Annotated in this window: 15 protein-coding genes; 7 read left to right on the forward strand and 8 right to left on the reverse strand. The window is 64.6% G+C overall.

What is annotated here, in order from left to right; translation table 11 throughout:
- Window positions 1-61: 61 nt before the first annotated feature.
- The 3 genes from GA0061098_RS08955 (at window position 62) to GA0061098_RS08965 (ending at window position 2,608) form a co-directional block, all read left to right on the forward strand.
- Complete coding sequence (locus GA0061098_RS08955) at window positions 62-565, forward strand: CAP domain-containing protein (RefSeq protein ID WP_018318739.1); 504 nt, start codon at window positions 62-64, stop codon at window positions 563-565.
- 77 nt (window positions 566-642) lie between these two features.
- On the forward strand, window positions 643-1,818 hold the full coding sequence (locus GA0061098_RS08960; protein ID WP_091955973.1) for a DUF3734 domain-containing protein: 1,176 nt from the start codon (window positions 643-645) through the stop codon (window positions 1,816-1,818).
- A gap of 1 nt (window position 1,819) precedes the next feature.
- Window positions 1,820-2,608, forward strand: a complete 789-nt coding sequence (locus tag GA0061098_RS08965) for a 3-hydroxybutyrate dehydrogenase (RefSeq protein ID WP_018318737.1) — start codon at window positions 1,820-1,822, stop codon at window positions 2,606-2,608.
- A gap of 138 nt (window positions 2,609-2,746) precedes the next feature.
- On the opposite strand, the gene GA0061098_RS08970 is transcribed toward GA0061098_RS08965, so the two are convergent.
- The 3 genes from GA0061098_RS08970 to GA0061098_RS08980 form a co-directional block, all read right to left on the reverse strand.
- Complete coding sequence (locus tag GA0061098_RS08970) at window positions 2,747-3,571, reverse strand: sulfite exporter TauE/SafE family protein (RefSeq protein ID WP_091955974.1); 825 nt, start codon at window positions 3,569-3,571, stop codon at window positions 2,747-2,749.
- A 197-nt stretch (window positions 3,572-3,768) separates the two neighbouring features.
- Entirely contained in the window at window positions 3,769-5,136 is a 1,368-nt protein-coding gene (locus tag GA0061098_RS08975; protein ID WP_430649254.1) for a flippase, read from the reverse strand.
- A gap of 300 nt (window positions 5,137-5,436) precedes the next feature.
- Window positions 5,437-6,276, reverse strand: coding sequence for a protein-disulfide reductase DsbD domain-containing protein (locus GA0061098_RS08980; protein ID WP_091955975.1), 840 nt, complete (start codon window positions 6,274-6,276; stop codon window positions 5,437-5,439).
- Window positions 6,277-6,418: 142 nt separating this feature from the next.
- On the opposite strand from GA0061098_RS08980, the gene GA0061098_RS08985 reads away from it, so the two are divergent.
- Window positions 6,419-7,063: a YqgE/AlgH family protein gene (locus tag GA0061098_RS08985; RefSeq protein WP_028142053.1), complete on the forward strand. Its 645-nt coding sequence runs from the start codon at window positions 6,419-6,421 to the stop codon at window positions 7,061-7,063.
- A 219-nt stretch (window positions 7,064-7,282) separates the two neighbouring features.
- On the opposite strand, the gene GA0061098_RS08990 is transcribed toward GA0061098_RS08985, so the two are convergent.
- Together GA0061098_RS08990 and GA0061098_RS08995 are read right to left on the reverse strand one after the other, a co-directional pair.
- Complete coding sequence (locus GA0061098_RS08990) at window positions 7,283-8,170, reverse strand: TauD/TfdA dioxygenase family protein (protein ID WP_091955976.1); 888 nt, start codon at window positions 8,168-8,170, stop codon at window positions 7,283-7,285.
- Between the two features lie 201 nt (window positions 8,171-8,371).
- Window positions 8,372-9,151 (reverse strand): SDR family NAD(P)-dependent oxidoreductase, encoded by a 780-nt coding sequence (locus GA0061098_RS08995; RefSeq protein WP_091955977.1) that lies wholly within the window; start codon window positions 9,149-9,151, stop codon window positions 8,372-8,374.
- Window positions 9,152-9,248: 97 nt separating this feature from the next.
- Between GA0061098_RS08995 and GA0061098_RS09000 the strand changes: the two genes are divergently transcribed.
- On the forward strand, window positions 9,249-9,986 hold the full coding sequence (locus tag GA0061098_RS09000; RefSeq protein WP_091956045.1) for an SDR family NAD(P)-dependent oxidoreductase: 738 nt from the start codon (window positions 9,249-9,251) through the stop codon (window positions 9,984-9,986).
- Window positions 9,987-10,168: 182 nt separating this feature from the next.
- Window positions 10,169-10,540, forward strand: coding sequence for a CsbD family protein (locus GA0061098_RS09005; protein ID WP_018318729.1), 372 nt, complete (start codon window positions 10,169-10,171; stop codon window positions 10,538-10,540).
- A 202-nt stretch (window positions 10,541-10,742) separates the two neighbouring features.
- Here GA0061098_RS09005 and GA0061098_RS09010 read toward each other — a convergent pair whose 3' ends face one another.
- Together GA0061098_RS09010 and GA0061098_RS09015 are read right to left on the reverse strand one after the other, a co-directional pair.
- The gene (locus GA0061098_RS09010; protein ID WP_091955978.1) at window positions 10,743-12,458 is read right to left on the reverse strand and encodes an SGNH/GDSL hydrolase family protein; all 1,716 of its coding nucleotides are present in this window, start codon (window positions 12,456-12,458) and stop codon (window positions 10,743-10,745) included.
- A 172-nt stretch (window positions 12,459-12,630) separates the two neighbouring features.
- Window positions 12,631-14,016 carry a lytic murein transglycosylase gene (locus tag GA0061098_RS09015; RefSeq protein WP_208610637.1) on the reverse strand — a complete coding sequence of 462 codons (1,386 nt, stop codon included), beginning with the start codon at window positions 14,014-14,016 and terminating at the stop codon, window positions 12,631-12,633.
- Between the two features lie 215 nt (window positions 14,017-14,231).
- Between GA0061098_RS09015 and galU the strand changes: the two genes are divergently transcribed.
- Entirely contained in the window at window positions 14,232-15,107 is an 876-nt protein-coding gene (gene galU, locus GA0061098_RS09020) for a UTP--glucose-1-phosphate uridylyltransferase GalU (RefSeq protein WP_018318726.1), read from the forward strand.
- Between the two features lie 212 nt (window positions 15,108-15,319).
- Here the strand turns inward: galU and GA0061098_RS09025 are convergent, their stop codons facing one another.
- Window positions 15,320-16,816, reverse strand: coding sequence for a sensor domain-containing diguanylate cyclase (locus GA0061098_RS09025; RefSeq protein WP_091955980.1), 1,497 nt, complete (start codon window positions 16,814-16,816; stop codon window positions 15,320-15,322).
- Between the last annotated feature and the right edge of the window lie 29 nt (window positions 16,817-16,845).

Genomic DNA, 16,845 nt, shown 5'->3' on the forward strand with positions numbered 1-16,845 from the left:
CAAAATTCACCTTTCAGCCACGGTTGGTATGCAACAACGGCCCCTCATTTGGGGGCTCTACATGCGCGCTGCGGCCGCAATTCTCATCACTTTGCTGCTTGCCGGCTGTGCCGGCAACGAGGCGCCGGTCCAGCAGCCGTCCATGTATGCCGATATGGCGGTCCCGGGCTCCAAGCTCGATGCGCAGGCGGCCGCGATCATGATCTCGCAATACCGCCAGAACAACGCCCTTGGCACCGTTGTCATCGATCCCGATCTGATGCGGCTCGCCGAATCCCAGTCCCAGGCCATGGCTGCGGCCAACAAGATGGATCACGACGTCCGCGCGCCGCTGGCCAAGCGCCTTGCCACCGGCGGCTATCCCGCCACCGTTGCCGTCGAGAACGTCTCGGCCGGCTATCATACGCTGGCGGAAGCGTTTTCCGGCTGGCGCGACTCGCCGCCCCACCGCGCCAACATGCTCAAGGGCGGTGTCACAAAATTGGGCATAGCGGCGAGCTATGCTCCGGGCACCAAATACAAGGTGTTCTGGACCATGATCCTGGCCTCGACGGAGCCCCGATAAGCCAGACTTGATCCCGGATGCATTGACGCCGCGGCGGAGGGGCGCCACGGTGGCTCGCCTTTTGCTATTGTTCATCCATGACCGATCGTAGCCCGGAATCCGCCAGCATCCCTGCGAATGCGCAACGCGTCCTGGTCCTTCAGGGCGGCGGCGCGCTTGGCTCCTATCAGGCCGGCGCCTATCAGGCGCTGTGCGGCCATGGCTTCGAGCCGGAATGGGTCGCCGGCATCTCGATCGGCGCGGTCAACGCCGCCATCATCGCCGGCAACGAGGGCCCGACGCGCGTCAAGCGGCTCAAGGAATTCTGGGAGATGGTCTCCGCGCCGGTGCCGTGGAAGCCGATCGGCAAGAGCGACCACAGCCGCGAGCTGTTCAACTCGACCAGCGCTGCGCTGATCGCGACCTTCGGCGTGCCCGGCTTCTTCACGCCGCGCATCCCGCCCGCGCCGCTCTGGCCGCCGGGCAGCTCGCAAGCCGAGAGCTACTACGACACCGCGCCGCTGAAGAAGACGCTGGAGCGTCTGGTCGATTTCGACCGCATCAACGATTTGAAGACGCGCCTGTCGGTCGGCGCGGTCGGCGTCACCTCGGGCAATTTCAAATATTTCGACAATTACGAGTTCAAGAAGCTCGGCAAGACCATCGGCCCCGAGCACATCATGGCCTCTGGCGCGCTGCCGCCTGGCTTTCCGTCCGTCGTCATCGACGGCGAACATTATTGGGATGGCGGTATCGCCTCCAACACACCGCTCGACTATGTGCTCGATGCCGAGGTCGATCGCGACATGCTGATCTTCCAGGTCGACCTGTTTTCCGCGCGCGGAGACTTACCGAATTCACTGCTCGAGGCGACCGAGCGCGAGAAGGACATCCGCTTCTCCAGCCGCACGCGGATGAACACCGACAAGAACAAGCAGATCCACAACGCCCGCAGGGCGGTGCGCGACCTGATCGGCAAATTGCCAGATTATCTCAAGAATGATCCTTCCGTCGAATTCCTTGCGAAGGTGTCGCGCGAAAGCACCGTCACCGTCGTGCATCTGATCTACCGCAGCAAGAACTACGAATCCTCGTCCAAGGATTACGACTTCTCGCACGTCGCCATGGTCGAGCATTGGGAGGCCGGCGTGCGCGACGTGCATCTGTCGATGCGCCACAAGGACTGGCTCGAGCGGCCGCAGTCCGGCGAGACCATGGTGACTTACGATCTCACGGGGGACGTCACCGCACCCCCGGCAAAAAGGAGCGAATAGAATGGGTAGTCTGTCAGGCAAGAACGCCGTCGTGACCGGATCCACCAGCGGCATCGGGCTCGCCTACGCACGTGCCTTCGCCGCCGCCGGCGCCAATGTCGTCATCAACGGCTTCGGCTCGCCGGAGGATATCGAGAAGGAGCGCGCCAAGATCGAACAGGACTTCAAGGTGAAGGCGATCTATTCGCCCGCCGACATGACCAAGCCGGCCGAGATAGCCGGCATGATCGCGCTCGGCGAGAAGACTTTTGGTTCGGTCGACATCCTCGTCAACAATGCCGGCATCCAGTTCGTCTCGCCGATCGAGGAATTCCCGCTCGAGAAGTGGGACCAGATCATCGCCATCAACCTGTCCTCGGCCTTCCACGCCATCCGTGCCGCCGTGCCCGGCATGAAGAAGAAAGGCTGGGGCCGCATCATCAACACGGCATCGGCGCATTCGCTGGTCGCCTCGCCCTTCAAATCGGCCTACGTCTCGGCCAAGCACGGCATCGCAGGCCTGACCAAGACCGTGGCGCTGGAGGTCGCGACCCACAAGATCACCTGCAACTGCATCAGCCCCGGTTACGTCTGGACGCCCCTGGTGGAGCGGCAGATCCCCGACACGATGAAGGCGCGCAATCTGACGCGCGAGCAGGTCATCAACGACGTTCTGCTCGACGCGCAGCCGACCAAGGAGTTCGTGACGTCCGAGCAGGTCGCGGCATTGGCGCTGTTCCTGTGCGGCGATGATGCCGCCCAGATCACCGGCACCAATCTCTCGATCGACGGCGGCTGGACGGCGGAGTAGGGATTCCGGAACGAGGAGCCGTAGGGTGGGCAAAGGCGCGTCAGCGCCGTGCCCACCATGCTTCCGCAGTTGAAAGGGACGGTGGGCACGCTTCGCTTTGCCCACCCTACGAAACGAGAACGAGGCGTCCGCTCCCGCTCAATGCGTCCAGGCCAGCGCCGTCACGAACGCCGACGACAGGTTCAGCTCCGCAAACATGATCTTGCCTGCGACCACGAACAGCACGCTGGCAAGCGTCAGCCGCAGCACCGTCTCCGGCACCCGCGTCGCGCTGTAGCTGCCGATGATGATGCCGGGCAGCGAGCCCATCAGCAGCACGCCCATCAGCGCCCAATCCACGTCGCCGAGCGCCCAGTGCCCGATGCCGGCGACCAGCGTCAGCGGCACCGCATGGGCGATGTCGGAGCCGACGATGGTTGCCATGGGCAGGCGAGGGTAGAGCAGCAGCAGCACGGTCACGCCGACCGCACCGGCGCCCACCGACGAAATCGACACCAGCACGCCGAGCACGATGCCGGTGACGACGGTGGCAATCGCGGTGGTGCGCTCGTCGACCTGCTCGAGCCGGCCGCGATAACGCCCCATGATGGATTTGCGGAAGATCAGCGAGGTCGCGGTCAGCAGCAGCGCGAAGCACAGCACCAGATTGACCAGGCTGCGCTCGGAATCGCTTTTGAGATCGAGCTTCCACAGCACCAGCAGCGTCACTGCGCTCGCGGGAATGCTGCCGCAGGCGAGCCGCAGCACCGCGGGCCAGTGTACGCTGCGCGACCAGCCATGCACCACGCTTCCGCCGGTCTTGGTGGCGGCGGCATAGAGCAGATCGGTCCCGACCGCGGTGGAGGGATGAACACCGAACAGCAGGATCAGCAGCGGCGTCATCAAGGAACCACCGCCCACGCCGGTCATCCCGACGAGTAGGCCGACGCCGAAACCGGAGGCGACGTAGAGTGGATCGATCATGTCTGGAGAATCTTAGGTTGATCTCGTCGGTTGGGCAATACGACGTAGAATAAACTTTCCCTGGAGCCAACCGCTTGGGCGGAATAAGAAAAATTGTGCTGCGAGTCGGAAATGGAGAGGTATTTTCGGTTGTTCCCAGGCGCGCTGCGAAACAGTCGTTCCCCCAGCGGGAGTGAGCAAGGACGGCGCCGTAGTACCTATTTACCGAACGCCAGTACGTGCAGCCCCAACCGCTGTCGCACGATCCAGAACAGCAGCACCGTCTCGAAGGTGAGCGAGATCGAGGTCGCGGCCGCGGCGCCGTGGCCGCCGTAGCGCGGCACCAGCGCGATGCAGAGCACGAGGTTCATCACGAAGGCCAATGCATAAGCGAGCGCGCAGATCTTCTGCTGGCCGAGCATGTTGAGCAGCCGCTCGACCGGTCCGATCGCGGAGCGCACCACGAGCCCAACCGCGGCGACGAACATGATATCGTAGCCGACCACGAATTGCGGCCCGAACAACCAGAGCAGCGGCTTGCCGAGCGCGAGCAGCACGATGGTCGCCGCCAGCGACGGCCAGAACGTCCAGTTGATCGCATGTGTCACATAGGCCGACAGGCGTGCCTTGTCGCCGCTTGCGTTGTATTCGGCGAAGCGGTGCGCCGTCGTTGCCGACATCGCGTAGTGGATGAACGAGACCAGCGCCAGCGTCTTTACCACCGCGAAGTAGACGCCGACCTCGTCGGAGGGGCGGAATTGCTGCAGCACCAGCACGTCGGTGTAGGACAGCAGCAGGTAGAAGCTTTCGACCAGCAGGATCGGTAGCGAGACGGCGAGCCAGCCGCCGATGTCATAGGTCTTTGGGCCGGGCGCGATATGGCCGGCGAGCTTGCGGTTCAGCACCACCATCTGCCCGGTCATCGCGATCCACACTGCGCCGGCGCTCGCAACCATCGCGGCGACGGCGCCGAGATGATAGCCGAGCAGGAAGGCGATAGCCGTGATTCCGATGATCAGCCCCTGGCGGATGATGAATTGCGGCATCAGGCCGAGCCGCATCCAGTCATGCGAGCGCGCGATGCCGTCTTGGGTGTTGGCGACGACGAAGGCGGGCAGCGTCATGCAGCCGATATAGAGTGGCAGCTCCTCGGCCGGGTCGATCCAGGGCGACAGCAGCCTGACGATGCCGGCGAGAGCGAGCGAGACCAGCGTGGACACCGCAAAGGTCAGCCAGCGGCTGCCGGAGAGAAAGCCGCGCAGCAACGCCTGCTCGCCGCTGGCGCGATACTCTGGAATGATCTTCTGCGCCGAGGCCGAGATGCCGAAATCCATCATGCTGCCGAGCAGCAGCACCCAGGTCCAGACATAGACGTAGATGCCGTAGTCGGACGTGCCCATCCAGCGCGCGAGCAGCACCTGCGAGACATAGGCAAGGCCTGCGCTGATGACGCGGATGATGAAGATGGTGCCAGCCAGCCGCCGCGTCAGCGATGCCTCGCTCGGGCCGCCCGTCAGCCTGGCCCGCAGCCGCGCGATCAGCCCGGCCGGTCCGGTCGTTGCAGGTTCTGCATCCATCACGGCCACGAAAAGTCCCCAGTCTTCCGCATGCCGCAGGCTTGCTGCGGTGGCCCTGGGGCTTAGCAACCATTCGTTAAGATTCGGTTGGGTGGCGTTCCATACTCGGTGTCGTCCCGGACGAGCGAAGCGAAGATCCGAGACCCATAACCCCGGGAAGAAGTTGCGGGCGAGCTGGTCACTCCGAGCCTTCGCCAAACCACCCCTGTGGCTATGGGTCCCGGATCGGCGCGCGCTGAGGCGCGCTTGTCCGGGACCACAGCTGAAAGTGGAGCGCGAGCTGTGCAACTTCCTCGCGCTAACCGATACTCACTCCAAATTCGTATTGAACTCGTACGACTTCTCGGGCCCGACCAGCGTGAATTTCAACGCTGCGCCGTCGGGCCTGGCGCCCGGCGGCAGGCCGTCGAGCTCGAACGAAAAGCGCTTCACGCGAGCCGGGCTGTCTTTGACCGGAGCTGGAATCGGCAGCGCCCAGTCGGGCGTCGGACCTTCCACGAACAGATTAACGTTGCGCCCATCCGGCGTGACCACGTCGACCGTCACCTTGGTGGCGCCGTCGCGCTTGACGTCGCGGATGGTGAGCGGGTTGGGATCGCCGATATTGGCGGGCTTGGGCACGGTATCGAGTGCCGCACGCAGATTGGCATCCTCGGTCGAGGCCACGCTGTTGAAGCCGAGCTCGGCGCTGGCCTCGACCGGAATGCAGAGTTTTTCGCACACCGCGTAATTGATCTCTGCGCGCAGGGTCACGGGCTTGTCGGCCGCTTTGGCGACGATGCGCAGGGGTAGCACGATCTGGTTGTGATAGCCGATCGAATGGCCGCCGGCGCCGTCGTCGAATTTCAGCGGCGCAGGCCACATCACCGTCACCGCCTCGACATTGTCCGACTTGGAAAAGTCGAACCGCGGCGGGACGCCGGAATCGCCGGGGGAGCGCCAATAGGTCTTCCACCCCTGCTGGAGCTGGATGGCGATACCGCCGAGCAGGACGGCGCCGCTGCGCGATCCCGCCAATAGCCGCACCGCGGAATGTCCGTCGCGCTGCCACGGCGAAGCGTCATCGGCACGGGCTACGATGGCCAGCGACGACGCAAACAGGGTTGTTGCGACGCCAATCGCCGCACGCAGGGGAACTCTTGTGAGCATGGCACGTCTTTACAGGGGCGTCCTGAGGCAAACCATTGAATTGCTTGTGATGGATGCACTTGAATCAAGTCTCTGCAAGCCTTGATTTGACAGCGGCCCGGCCCGACATCAGGATAGGAATTGAAACCGGAGTGCTTAACCGATGGCTCCCACAGGCAAGAGGACGGGCGAAAGCACCCGCAGCGCGGGACCCGTACTCCCTAATTCGGCCGGTTATCTCGACGGCCGGCTCTTGATCGCGATGCCGGTGATGGGCGATTCCCGCTTCGAACGCTCGGTGATCTATCTCTGCGCCCATTCGGCGGAGGGAGCGATGGGCATCATCGTGAACCATCCGGCTGGCAGCATCGACTTTCCCGAACTCTTGCAGCAGCTCGGCATCATCAAGAAGGGCGAGCACATCAAGCTGCCGGAGAATGCCGAAAGCATGAAGGTGCTGCGCGGCGGTCCGGTCGATACCGGGCGTGGCTTCGTGCTGCATTCCAGCGACTTCTACATCGAGAACGCGACGCTGCGGATCGACGACGGCGTCTGCCTCACCGCGACCGTCGACATCCTGCGCGCGATCGCCAATGGCTCCGGCCCCAAGCACGCCATCCTCGCGCTCGGCTATGCCGGCTGGGCGCCGGGCCAGCTCGAGACCGAGATCCAGAGCAACGGCTGGCTGCATTGCGATGCGGATGCGGACCTGATCTTCGGTGACGACGTCGACGACAAGTACGGACGAGCCCTGCGCAAGATCGGCATCGACCCCGGCATGCTCTCGAACGAGGCGGGGCACGCGTAGGTGCTTTAGTCGCTACCGCGACATACTCCGCGGTGGTGCGTCATCCTCCGCTGTCGTCCCGGACAAGCGCGCCTCAAGCGCGCGCCGATCCGGGACCCATACTCCCAGGATGAAGTTAAGGCAGACCGGTCACTCCGAGTCTTCGCCAAACCATGTTCTGTGGTTATGGGTCCCGGATCTTCGCTTCGCTCGTCCGGGACGACAGCGGAGGTTGCCGCGCTACTCCGCCGCCTGCTGCTGGACCGTCGGCTCCGTCCCCGCCACCGTCGCGCGGCGCATGTCGCGAGGTTGCGACTGGTCATAGCGGCGGACGCGGTGCATGGTCTGGCGATTGTCCCACATCACGAGGTCATGCAGCTTCCATTTGTGGACGTAGACGAACTCTCCTTGCGTTGCGTGCTCGTTGAGATCGCGCAGTAACAGCCGGCCCTCGGGCACGCTCATGCCGACGACCTTGCCGGCATGGGATGACAGATACAGCGACTTGCGGCGATGCACGGGATGCGTCCGCACCAGCCTTTGCAGCACCGGCTTGAACATCTCCTTCTCATCCTCGGTGTATTCGGTGAAGCCGAGCGATCCCCGCGAATACATCAGCGAGTGCTCGCAGATGAGATCGTCGATCTCCGCCTTGGTGTCGTCGTCGAGCGCGTCATAGGCGGCGCGCATGTCGGCGAATTCGGTGTTGCCGCCCTTGGGGTTCACCACGCGCGCCGACAGCAGCGAGAATTTTGCAGGGATGGGCCGGAACGAGCTGTCGGAGTGCCACAGGCAATTGCCGAGGTTGAACAGATTGGCGCGACTGTCCTTAGGCAGCGGCTTGCCGTCCTTGCCGAGGTTTGAAACATCGTTCAAGCCCGAGTTGAGACGGTATTCGCTGGCCTTGGTAATGTTGCCGCCGCGCGCATCCTCACGCTGACCGAAGTTCAGCGCAAAGGCCATCTGCTGCTCGTCGGTGATGTCCTGGTCGTGGAAAACCAGCACCGCGTATTTGTCCATGGCGGCCTCGACCTCGCGCGCCTCGACCTCGGTGAGGGGCTTTCGCAAATCGAGGCCGGAAACCTCGCCGGCAAAGTGCTTCTGAAGCTGCCGGATGGCGATCGTCATGGCGTTTTCTCCCGCATGTGCGAGCGGTTGGCCCCGCTCTGTCGGCGAAAAAGCTACTCCCGCACTCGCCGTTGTCAACGCTCGGCGCGCATGGCTGCCTGTAGCCCGGATGGAGCGTAGCGTAATCCGGGGCGTCGTTGCGTGTGGCACGATTCCCGGATTGCGCTTCGCTCCATCCGGGCTACGGCGCCTTATCAGCTCTTACGCATTCCGCGCCATCAACCCGCCGTCGACCGGGATCACCGCGCCGGTGAGGAAGGACGCCGCCGGCAAGCACAGGCTCAGCGTCATATGCGCGACCTCCTCCGGATCGCCGTAGCGGCCGAGTGCGGTGCGGCGCTTGGCATAGATTGTCTTGTGTTCCTCCGAGATGTGGTCGGTGATCCCGGTGCGGATCGGACCCGGGCAGATGCAGTTGACGGTGACGCCCTCGCGGCCGAGCTCGACGGCGAGCGAGCGCGTGAGGCTCGCCACGCCGCCCTTCGCCGCCGAATAGGGGCTATGCAATGCGGTGGCGCCGAGTGCCTCGGTCGAGGCGATGTTGACGATGCGCGGGCTCTTCGATTTGCGCAGGTAAGGCAGTGCGGCGCGGATGATGCGCGGATGCGCCGTCAGCATCACGGCGATGCCCCTGGCCCAGGCGTCCTCATAGGCCTCGTCGTCGATCGCGACGCGCACGGAGATGCCGGCATTGTTGACGACGATATCGAGCCCGGCGAAATGTGCCGCAGCATCATTCACGACGCGCCTGATCTCGGTGCCATCGGCGACGTCGAGCTTCCAGGCTTTTGCCGAACCGCCGCTCGCCGCGATCTCCTCCGCGACAGCGAGTGCGCCTTGCTCGTCATAGTCGGTGACGGCAACGTTCGCGCCCTCCGCAGCGAACAATTGCGCGGTGGCGCGTCCCATGCCGCTGGCGGCGCCGGTGACGAGAACGGTCAGGCCCTTTACGGACCGGCTGAGCCGTTTGAACTCGGACATGCTGTTTCCTCGCGCCCTGCTTGTTCTTGTTATGATTGACAAGGCTGGCATCGATCCGCAGACAGGTCAAACAAGCAAGACAAAAGGGGAGGCCGCGATGGCGAACGAGCTCGATTTCTCAGGCAGGCAGGTGCTGGTGGTCGGCGGTTCCAGCGGGATCGGCAACGGCATCGCGCAAGCGTTTCGCGCGAGGGGCGCGCATGTCGCGGTTTGCGGCACGCGTGCGCAGCCAAAGGATTATTCGATCGAGGAAGGTTCTGATCTCACGGGCCTGTCTTATGCGCAGCTCGACGTCAGCAACCCCAGTGCGATCGAGGCGTTCAAGCCCTCCTTCGAGCGGCTCGACGTGCTCGTGCTCGCGCAAGGCGCGGTGCTCTATCGCCGCGGCGAGTTCGAGATGAGTGGCTTCCGCAAGGTGGTCGAGGTCAATTTGATGAGCCTGATGGCCTGTGCGACGCGATTTCATTCCATGCTGCGGGATGCGAAGGGTTCGCTGATCATGGTGTCCTCGACCGCGGCCTATCATTCCACCATGGGCAATCCCGCCTATAACGCGTCGAAGACCGGTGCGGTCGGATTGACGCGGACACTGGGCGAAGCCTGGGCGGAGGACGGCATCCGCGTCAACGGCATCGCGCCAGGACTCGTCGACACCAAGATGACCAAGGTAACGACCGACAATCCCAAGCGGCTCGAAGGTGCATTGTCACGCATTCCGCTGCGGCGGCTGGGCACGCCGGCCGACATGGCGGGCGCGGCTCTGTTCCTGGCTTCGCCGCTGTCGTCCTACATCGTCGGACAGACGCTGGTCGTCGATGGCGGGCTCATCCTTTAGCTGGTCCGTAGCCCGGATGGAGCGCAGCGTAATCCGGGGTCCTCCCATTACGGAAAGACCCTCCCGGATTACGCTGCGCTCCATCCGGGCTACACACCTTCGTAGGGGTTACACTTTCGCAAACACTTGGAACTGGGCCGCGCCTGATCGGTTACTTCGGCTGACCACCGAGGAGGATCATCATGGACACGGATCGGATTGTTGGATCGGCCAAGGAATATGCCGGACGCGCGGAAGGCGCGATCGGAGACATGGCAGGCGATGCGAAGACGCAGGCGTCGGGCAAGGCGCGGGAAGCCGCGGGCACGGTGCAAAATCTCTACGGCCAGGCCAAGGATGCCGTGCGCGAGGCCGGCGAGACTGCGGCCGACTACGCCAAGGACGCCTACGACAACAGCGGCGAGACCCTTCGCGATGGCACGCAAGCATTGTCGAAGAAGGTGCAGGACAATCCGCTCGGCGCGCTGCTGGTCGCCGGCGGCATCGGTTTCGCGCTCGCGCTTCTGATGTCGCGCCCCGCGCGTCGTCCCCCGCCGTCGCGCTGGCGCTATTAGGACTTGTGACCAAGTCCCGTAACTAACGCCCGAACTCTCGTGCCCCGGACGCAATGCGGCCTAGGCGATGCGTAGCATCGTCGGCAACGCCGCATTGCTGAGCCGGGGCCTATTCTTTTGTGAATGCCGCACGAATTGGGTCCCGGCTCTGCGCCGCATCACCAAGAGGCGCTGCGTCGCGTCCGGGACACGAGGCCTTACCTTACCGGAACATCTCGGCCGAGCGGCCAACGTTACCCGGCGGACGCGGGACCCCGGGATTGGGATTCGGATTGCGCGGACCGGGCGCCGGCGCCAGTTGACGCGGCGGCGGTGGCTGCGGAGAGCCGAAGCCGAAGAAATCGCGGAATGAGGGCGTAGCCTGTGCCGGTTGCTGCGGTGGGACCGGCGGCTTCTTCGGCGCAAGTTTCGGCGGGGCGATCGCGGCAGCGGCTCCCGGCGCGGTGGGATTGGCGACGCCGCCCTCAGGCGTCGTCGCGGCCATCGGCGTATCGCCCTTGGCCTGCTCGCGGCCGACTTCGCGGCGCGGCCAGGCATAATCGTCGGCGCGGCCGGCCGGAGCGGCCAGCGGCTCGCCCTTCACCATTGTCTTCGCAGCGAGCGCATCGACCGCGGCGGGACGCGAGCCCGGGCCGCCCAGCAATTGATCGGTCGAGATCGAGGCTGCAACCAGCGGCACGATCGGCCCCGCCAGCGGCCGCGGTGCGGGCTTGCCGGGCTCGGCGCTGGTGTCGGGCGTCGCCGGCTCGCTCGGCAGCGCGATCGGGCCGGAGCGTCCTGCCAGCAGGCGCGTGATCTCGCGCTCGACATAGTGCGCGAGCTTACGCGCGCCGGGCTTTGTGAAGAAGACACCGTCAGAGCTGCGGAGTTGACGGATCTGGCCTTCGAAGTCAGGACCCTTCTGGAGGAAGCGGCCGGCCTCGTCGACAAACCCGTCCCAGACGTCGACATAGGTAATGCCGGCCTTGGCCGCGCCTTCGCGATAGAGCGAATCCAGGAACAGCATGTCCGCCGTGCCCTTCTGCCCGCGGATGGCGGGAAGGCCGACCCACAGCACCGGCACGCCCTTGGTCTTGAGGACGTTGGCGAGCTCCTCGATCTTCTTGCCATAGAGCTCGACCCAGCGGTCGTCGCGGAATTCGTAGAGGCCGTTCGGATTGCGGGCCGTCTTTTCGGGCGCGGCCGCCGGCGCGTCGGCATTGTCGGCGTCGTCCTGCGGCAGATCGGCATCGGCAGGCTTGTCGTCGGGCTTGGCGGCGGTGTCGTTGCCGGGCTTGGCGTCCCCCGGCTTCGCTGGCTGTTTGGCGCGCGCGCCCTTGTCGTTCTTCTTGTCCTTGTCTGCGGCGGCCTTGTCCGTCTTGTCGGCGACGGGCTCGCGGATCGCGCTGCGGTCGTTGAGGCCCAGCATGACGACGATCACGTCGGGCTTCTCGGTCTCGAGGATGCCCTTTGCGGCAGTCGTCCAATCCGCGGGCTCGCCGCGCGGCTGGTACTTGATCAGGCCGGACGTGGTCTTGTGCTTGCGGATCACGCCCATGTCGGGCTGCTCGGTGTAGGCGTCTTCCAGGCCATAGGCGAGCCAGTCGGCCATGGCGTCGCCGATCACGAGCACGTTCTTCTCAGGGATGGTGTCGCGCTTGGCTGGTGCCGGCGCGCGCGAAAAATCCTGCCGTGGCGCCTGCGGCTGTTGCTGCTGGAACGGCGCGAAGAAGTCGCCGCCGAACCAGCCGCCGCCTCCGCCACCGCCCCGTTGTGGTGGCGGAGCCGAACGCTGCGGCGGGCCGCCGAAGCCGGGGAAGTTGAAGAACTGCGCCGAGGCAGGCCCTGCGACCGAGACCAGAATCGCAAGCGCCGTCCCCAGCGCGATCAACGGGCCGGTCTCGGTCAGCGCCTTGAACAGGGACTTCGGCTTCGACATGCGATCTCGGGCCAGCGCAATGGGGATCGGAGGTAGCTCAATATAATAACGGAATCAGGCGCCAAACGGGCAAATTCCGTTGCAGATTCTTGTGCCCATACACCGGGGAACAGCCGCCTGCGTCAAGGCTGCCTGCCAAAATCCCTGTTCAGGGGTTACTTTCGGCGCGATTTTACCGTCCGCGGAGCCGTTCCAGCGCGTCCGAGGAGGCAAATCCGTCCGCGGGCACTCCGATCGAGGCCTGGAAATTGCGCAGGGCTTCCCGGGTCTGGCCGCCGAACTGGCCGTCCGGGGTGCCCTTGTAGAAGCCGCGCTGAGCCAGCAACTGCTGCAGCTCCAGCCGCTCGGTACGCGACAGCTCGCGTTCCTGCCGCGGCCAGGGTTGCACGAAGGGCTGCCCTCCGCGTAGGCGGTCGGCGAAATGGCCGATCGCCAGCGCATAAGCCTCGGCCGGGTTGTACTTCATGATGACCCGGTAATTCTGCAGCATCAGGAAGCCGGGCCCCTGCGCGCCGGCGGGGGCCAGCAGATAGGCCTTCTCGGCCGGATGCGGGAACGGCTGGCCCGTCGCCCGCTTCAGCCCGAGCTTCTCCCATTGCGCGATCGTCATCGCCTTGGCGCGGTCGGCCAGCATGTAGTTGAAGCCCTGCGGCACGACGACCTCGAAGCCCCAGGTCTGGCCGGCCTGCCAGCCGTCTTTCTTGAGGTTGTTGGCGGTCGATGCAATCAGGTCGGTCGGATTGTCGACGACGTCGCGCCTGCCGTCGCCATCGCCGTCGACGGCAAACCGCTTGAACGCGGTCGGCATGAACTGGGTCGGGCCGAACGCGCCGGCCCAGGAGCCGCGCATCTGCTCCGGCCTGAGGTCGCCGCGATTGAGGATCTCCAGCGCGGAAAGGAACTCGTCCTTGAAATAGGCTTGGCGGCGGCCGATGCAGGCGAGCGTCGCGGTCGATTGCAGTACGCTGCGATCGCCCATCTGCGTCGAGTAATTGGACTCGATGCCCCAGATCGAGGCGATGATGTAGCGGTCGACGCCAGTGGCCTTTTCGGTGGCGTCGAACTGCGCCTTGTATTTGGCGAGGATCTCGCGGCCCTTGGCGAGGCGGTTGTCGTTCACGAGGATGTCGAGATAGTCCCAGATCGATTTTGTGAACTCCGGCTGCGAGTCCATCAGGTCCATGATGCGCAGATCGGGTGAGAGCCCGGCCGTGAAGCGCTGGAAGTTTTCCTGGGTGATGTTGCGCCGTGCGGCATCGGGCCACATCGCGGCAACGCAATTGCTGAAATTGCCGGCGGCCTCGCGGATCGCCGCGGCCGTCATCAGCGGATGGCCGGAAGCCCCGTCCTCACCGCTCCAGGGGAGAGCGCCGCCGGGACCGGGCGCAGGTTGCGAGGGCGCAGCGTTGGGGCCCGAGAAGATGCCGCCGAACAGATTGGACAGGCCGTTCTGCGCCTGGGCGTGCGCGCTGACGGGCAGCAGCAGAGCGGCCGCGATCATCGCCGCGCCGGTCACGGATCCCGCCCGTCTTGCCTGCCCTGCCACCAATTGCATCATGTCCCACCCATCGGCCTTCCAAAAATCTGCCATCAGGAGGCCCGGTTACGGTTGCCAATAGCTTAACAAAGGTGAAATTTTGGTGGCGGCCTTTTTCTTAACTCTGCGCGGGTGAGGCCCCACATCCGCCTTTGTTGGCGGCTGCAAACAGGCTAGCAAGATGCCATTGCTCCGTTCCGCCGTTCCCATGTGCCCCCAGGTATTCGAACAATCACATGAAAATTCGCAAAGCCGTATTCCCCGTCGCCGGCCTCGGCACCCGTGTCCTGCCCGCCACCAAGGCGATGCCGAAGGAAATGCTGACCATCGTCGACAAGCCGCTGATCCAGTACGTCTATGACGAGGCGAGGGAGGCCGGCATCGAGCACTTCATCTTCGTCACCGGCCGCAACAAGAATGTCATCGAAGATCATTTCGACCGGATGTTCGAGCTCGACGCGACGCTCAGCCAGCGCGGCAAGAAGGCCGAGCAGGAGATTTTGGCGCAGAACCAGCCTGAAGCCGGTGCTGTCAGCTTCACCCGCCAGCAGGCGCCGCTCGGCCTCGGTCACGCGGTCTGGTGCGCGCGCGACATCGTCGGCAACGAGCCGTTCGCTGTCGTGCTGCCCGACGAACTCGTGCTCAACTCGCCCGGCTGCCTCAAGCAGATGATCGAGACGGCGTCCACGCTCGGCGAGAAATCCAACCTGGTCGCGGTCGAGGCGGTGCCCGACCATCTCACCCATCAATATGGCATCTGCGGCGTCGGCAAGCGCAGCGGCAAGATGTTTGAGGTCGACGGCATGGTCGAGAAGCCGGCCAAGGGCACCGCGCCCTCCAATCTCTCGATCACCGGCCGCTACATCCTGCAGCCTGAGATCTTCAAGATCCTCGAGACACAGGAGCGCGGCGCCGGCGGCGAGATCCAGCTCACCGACGCCATGATCGGCCTTGCCAAGTCGCAGAAGTTCTACGGCGTCGAGTTCGAGGGCGAGCGCCATGATTGCGGCTCCAAGCCCGGCTTCCTCCGCGCCAACATCGCCTACGGCCTGAAGCGCCCGGAGCTGCGGGACGGGCTGATCGCGGAGATGAAGAAGTATCTGGGGCAGTAGTCGCCACACTCGCGGTGTCGTCCCCGCGAACGCGGGGACCCATACCGCGTGATCTATCGATCGTGTTCGGCAGCAGTCCCGAGCGACTAGTCTTCGCCAAACCACTTCCTGTGGTTATGGGTCCCAGAGTTCGTGCGCAATTGCGCACTAGGCAGGGACGACACCAATGGTGTGGTGGATTGCTTCGCTCACAATGACGAGGAGCGAACCTCTCACGCCACCAGCGACAGCTTCGGCAGGCTCGCAACCACCGACTGATTCCGTCCGCCCGCCTTCGCCGCATACAGCGCCTTGTCGGCGGCGGCGACCAGGATCGCCCAGTCCATGCCAGCGGTGGGAACGAGGCTGGCGACGCCGCAGGAGACCGTCAACATCACCTCGTCGTCAGACCAGCCCTGCACCTTGAGGCGGATCGTCTCGGCGACCTTGAAGGCGTCGGTCGCAGACGTGTTGGGGAGCAGCACCGCGAATTCCTCGCCGCCATAGCGCGCGGCGCAGTCGCCGGCCCGGCTCACCGAATCGGAAATGCAGATGGCGATGCCGACCAGCACCTGGTCGCCGGCCTGATGGCCGAACGTGTCGTTGTAGGCCTTGAAGTGATCGGCATCGATCATCAACAGCGCGACGGGCGCCTTCTGCCGCATGGCGCGCCGCCATTCGACGTCGATGACGGAATCGAACTTGCGGCGGTTCTTCAGGCCGGTGAGCGCGTCCGTCGTCGCCATCTCCTCGAGCTTGCGCTCGGCCTCGGCACGGCGGCCGATCTCGCGCGCGAGCACCAGCGTCGATCCCAGCACGAACAGCGCAAGCGCCAGCACCACAGCGCCGATGCGATACGCCTCCTTCTGCCAGAGCGCGAAAACCGCGGTCAGCGGCTTGCCCGCCACCACGAACAGCGGACCATTGTCGGCGCTGCGGACATAGAGCCGCGGCGTTGGATCGACCGGGCCCTTTCCCGAATAGGAGGTGCCGACCGGGAGATTGTCGGGCTTCCAGGCCCGCCGGTCGTTCAGGTTGGTGCCGATGATGTCGAGATCGAACGGCCGCCGCATCATGATGGTGCGGTCACGCTTGAGCACGGTGATGGTGTCTTCAGGATCGAGGTTCAGCCGCTCGAACAATTCGTGGAAATAGCTGAAGCGGATCGAGCCGGCGACGACGCCGAGGAAGCCGCCGTCGGTATCGCTGATGCGACGGCTCAGCACGATCGCGTAGGCGCCGCGGAACAGCATCGGGCGGCTGATGAACAGCCCGACGTCGGGATTGTCGCGGTGAACCTTGAAATACTCCTCCTCGCTCCGGTTCTCGGGGAGGGGATCGAGCGTGGAGGCGTCGATGGCCAGCCTGCCCTCGGGGTCGAAAACCTGGATGGCGCCGAAATGCCTCGCCGTCGTCGCATGATCGAACAGGATCAGGTGACGGATCGGCTTCGACACGGTCGCGAGTTCGGGCAGCAACATGTTGCTGGCGACCGCCTTCAGCGCCAGATCGTAGATCTCGACGTTGCGGCTGACGTCGGACTGGATGGTGGTCGCGAGGTTCTCCAGCGTCTGGCGGGCGAGCGCCTCCTCGCCCCGGCGCATGTCGAGCATGACGTTGACGCAAATGGCGGAAAAGCCGATCACCGTCACCACGGACGAGATGATCAGCAGCTTCGCCGAAATCCGCCACGGCCGGCGGGCCATGACTTCGCGCCATCCAGACAGCATCGCTTGCTCCCGATCCCCTAGTGGATGCG

The organism is Bradyrhizobium shewense, assembly GCF_900094605.1.
Lineage (GTDB): Bacteria > Pseudomonadota > Alphaproteobacteria > Rhizobiales > Xanthobacteraceae > Bradyrhizobium > Bradyrhizobium shewense.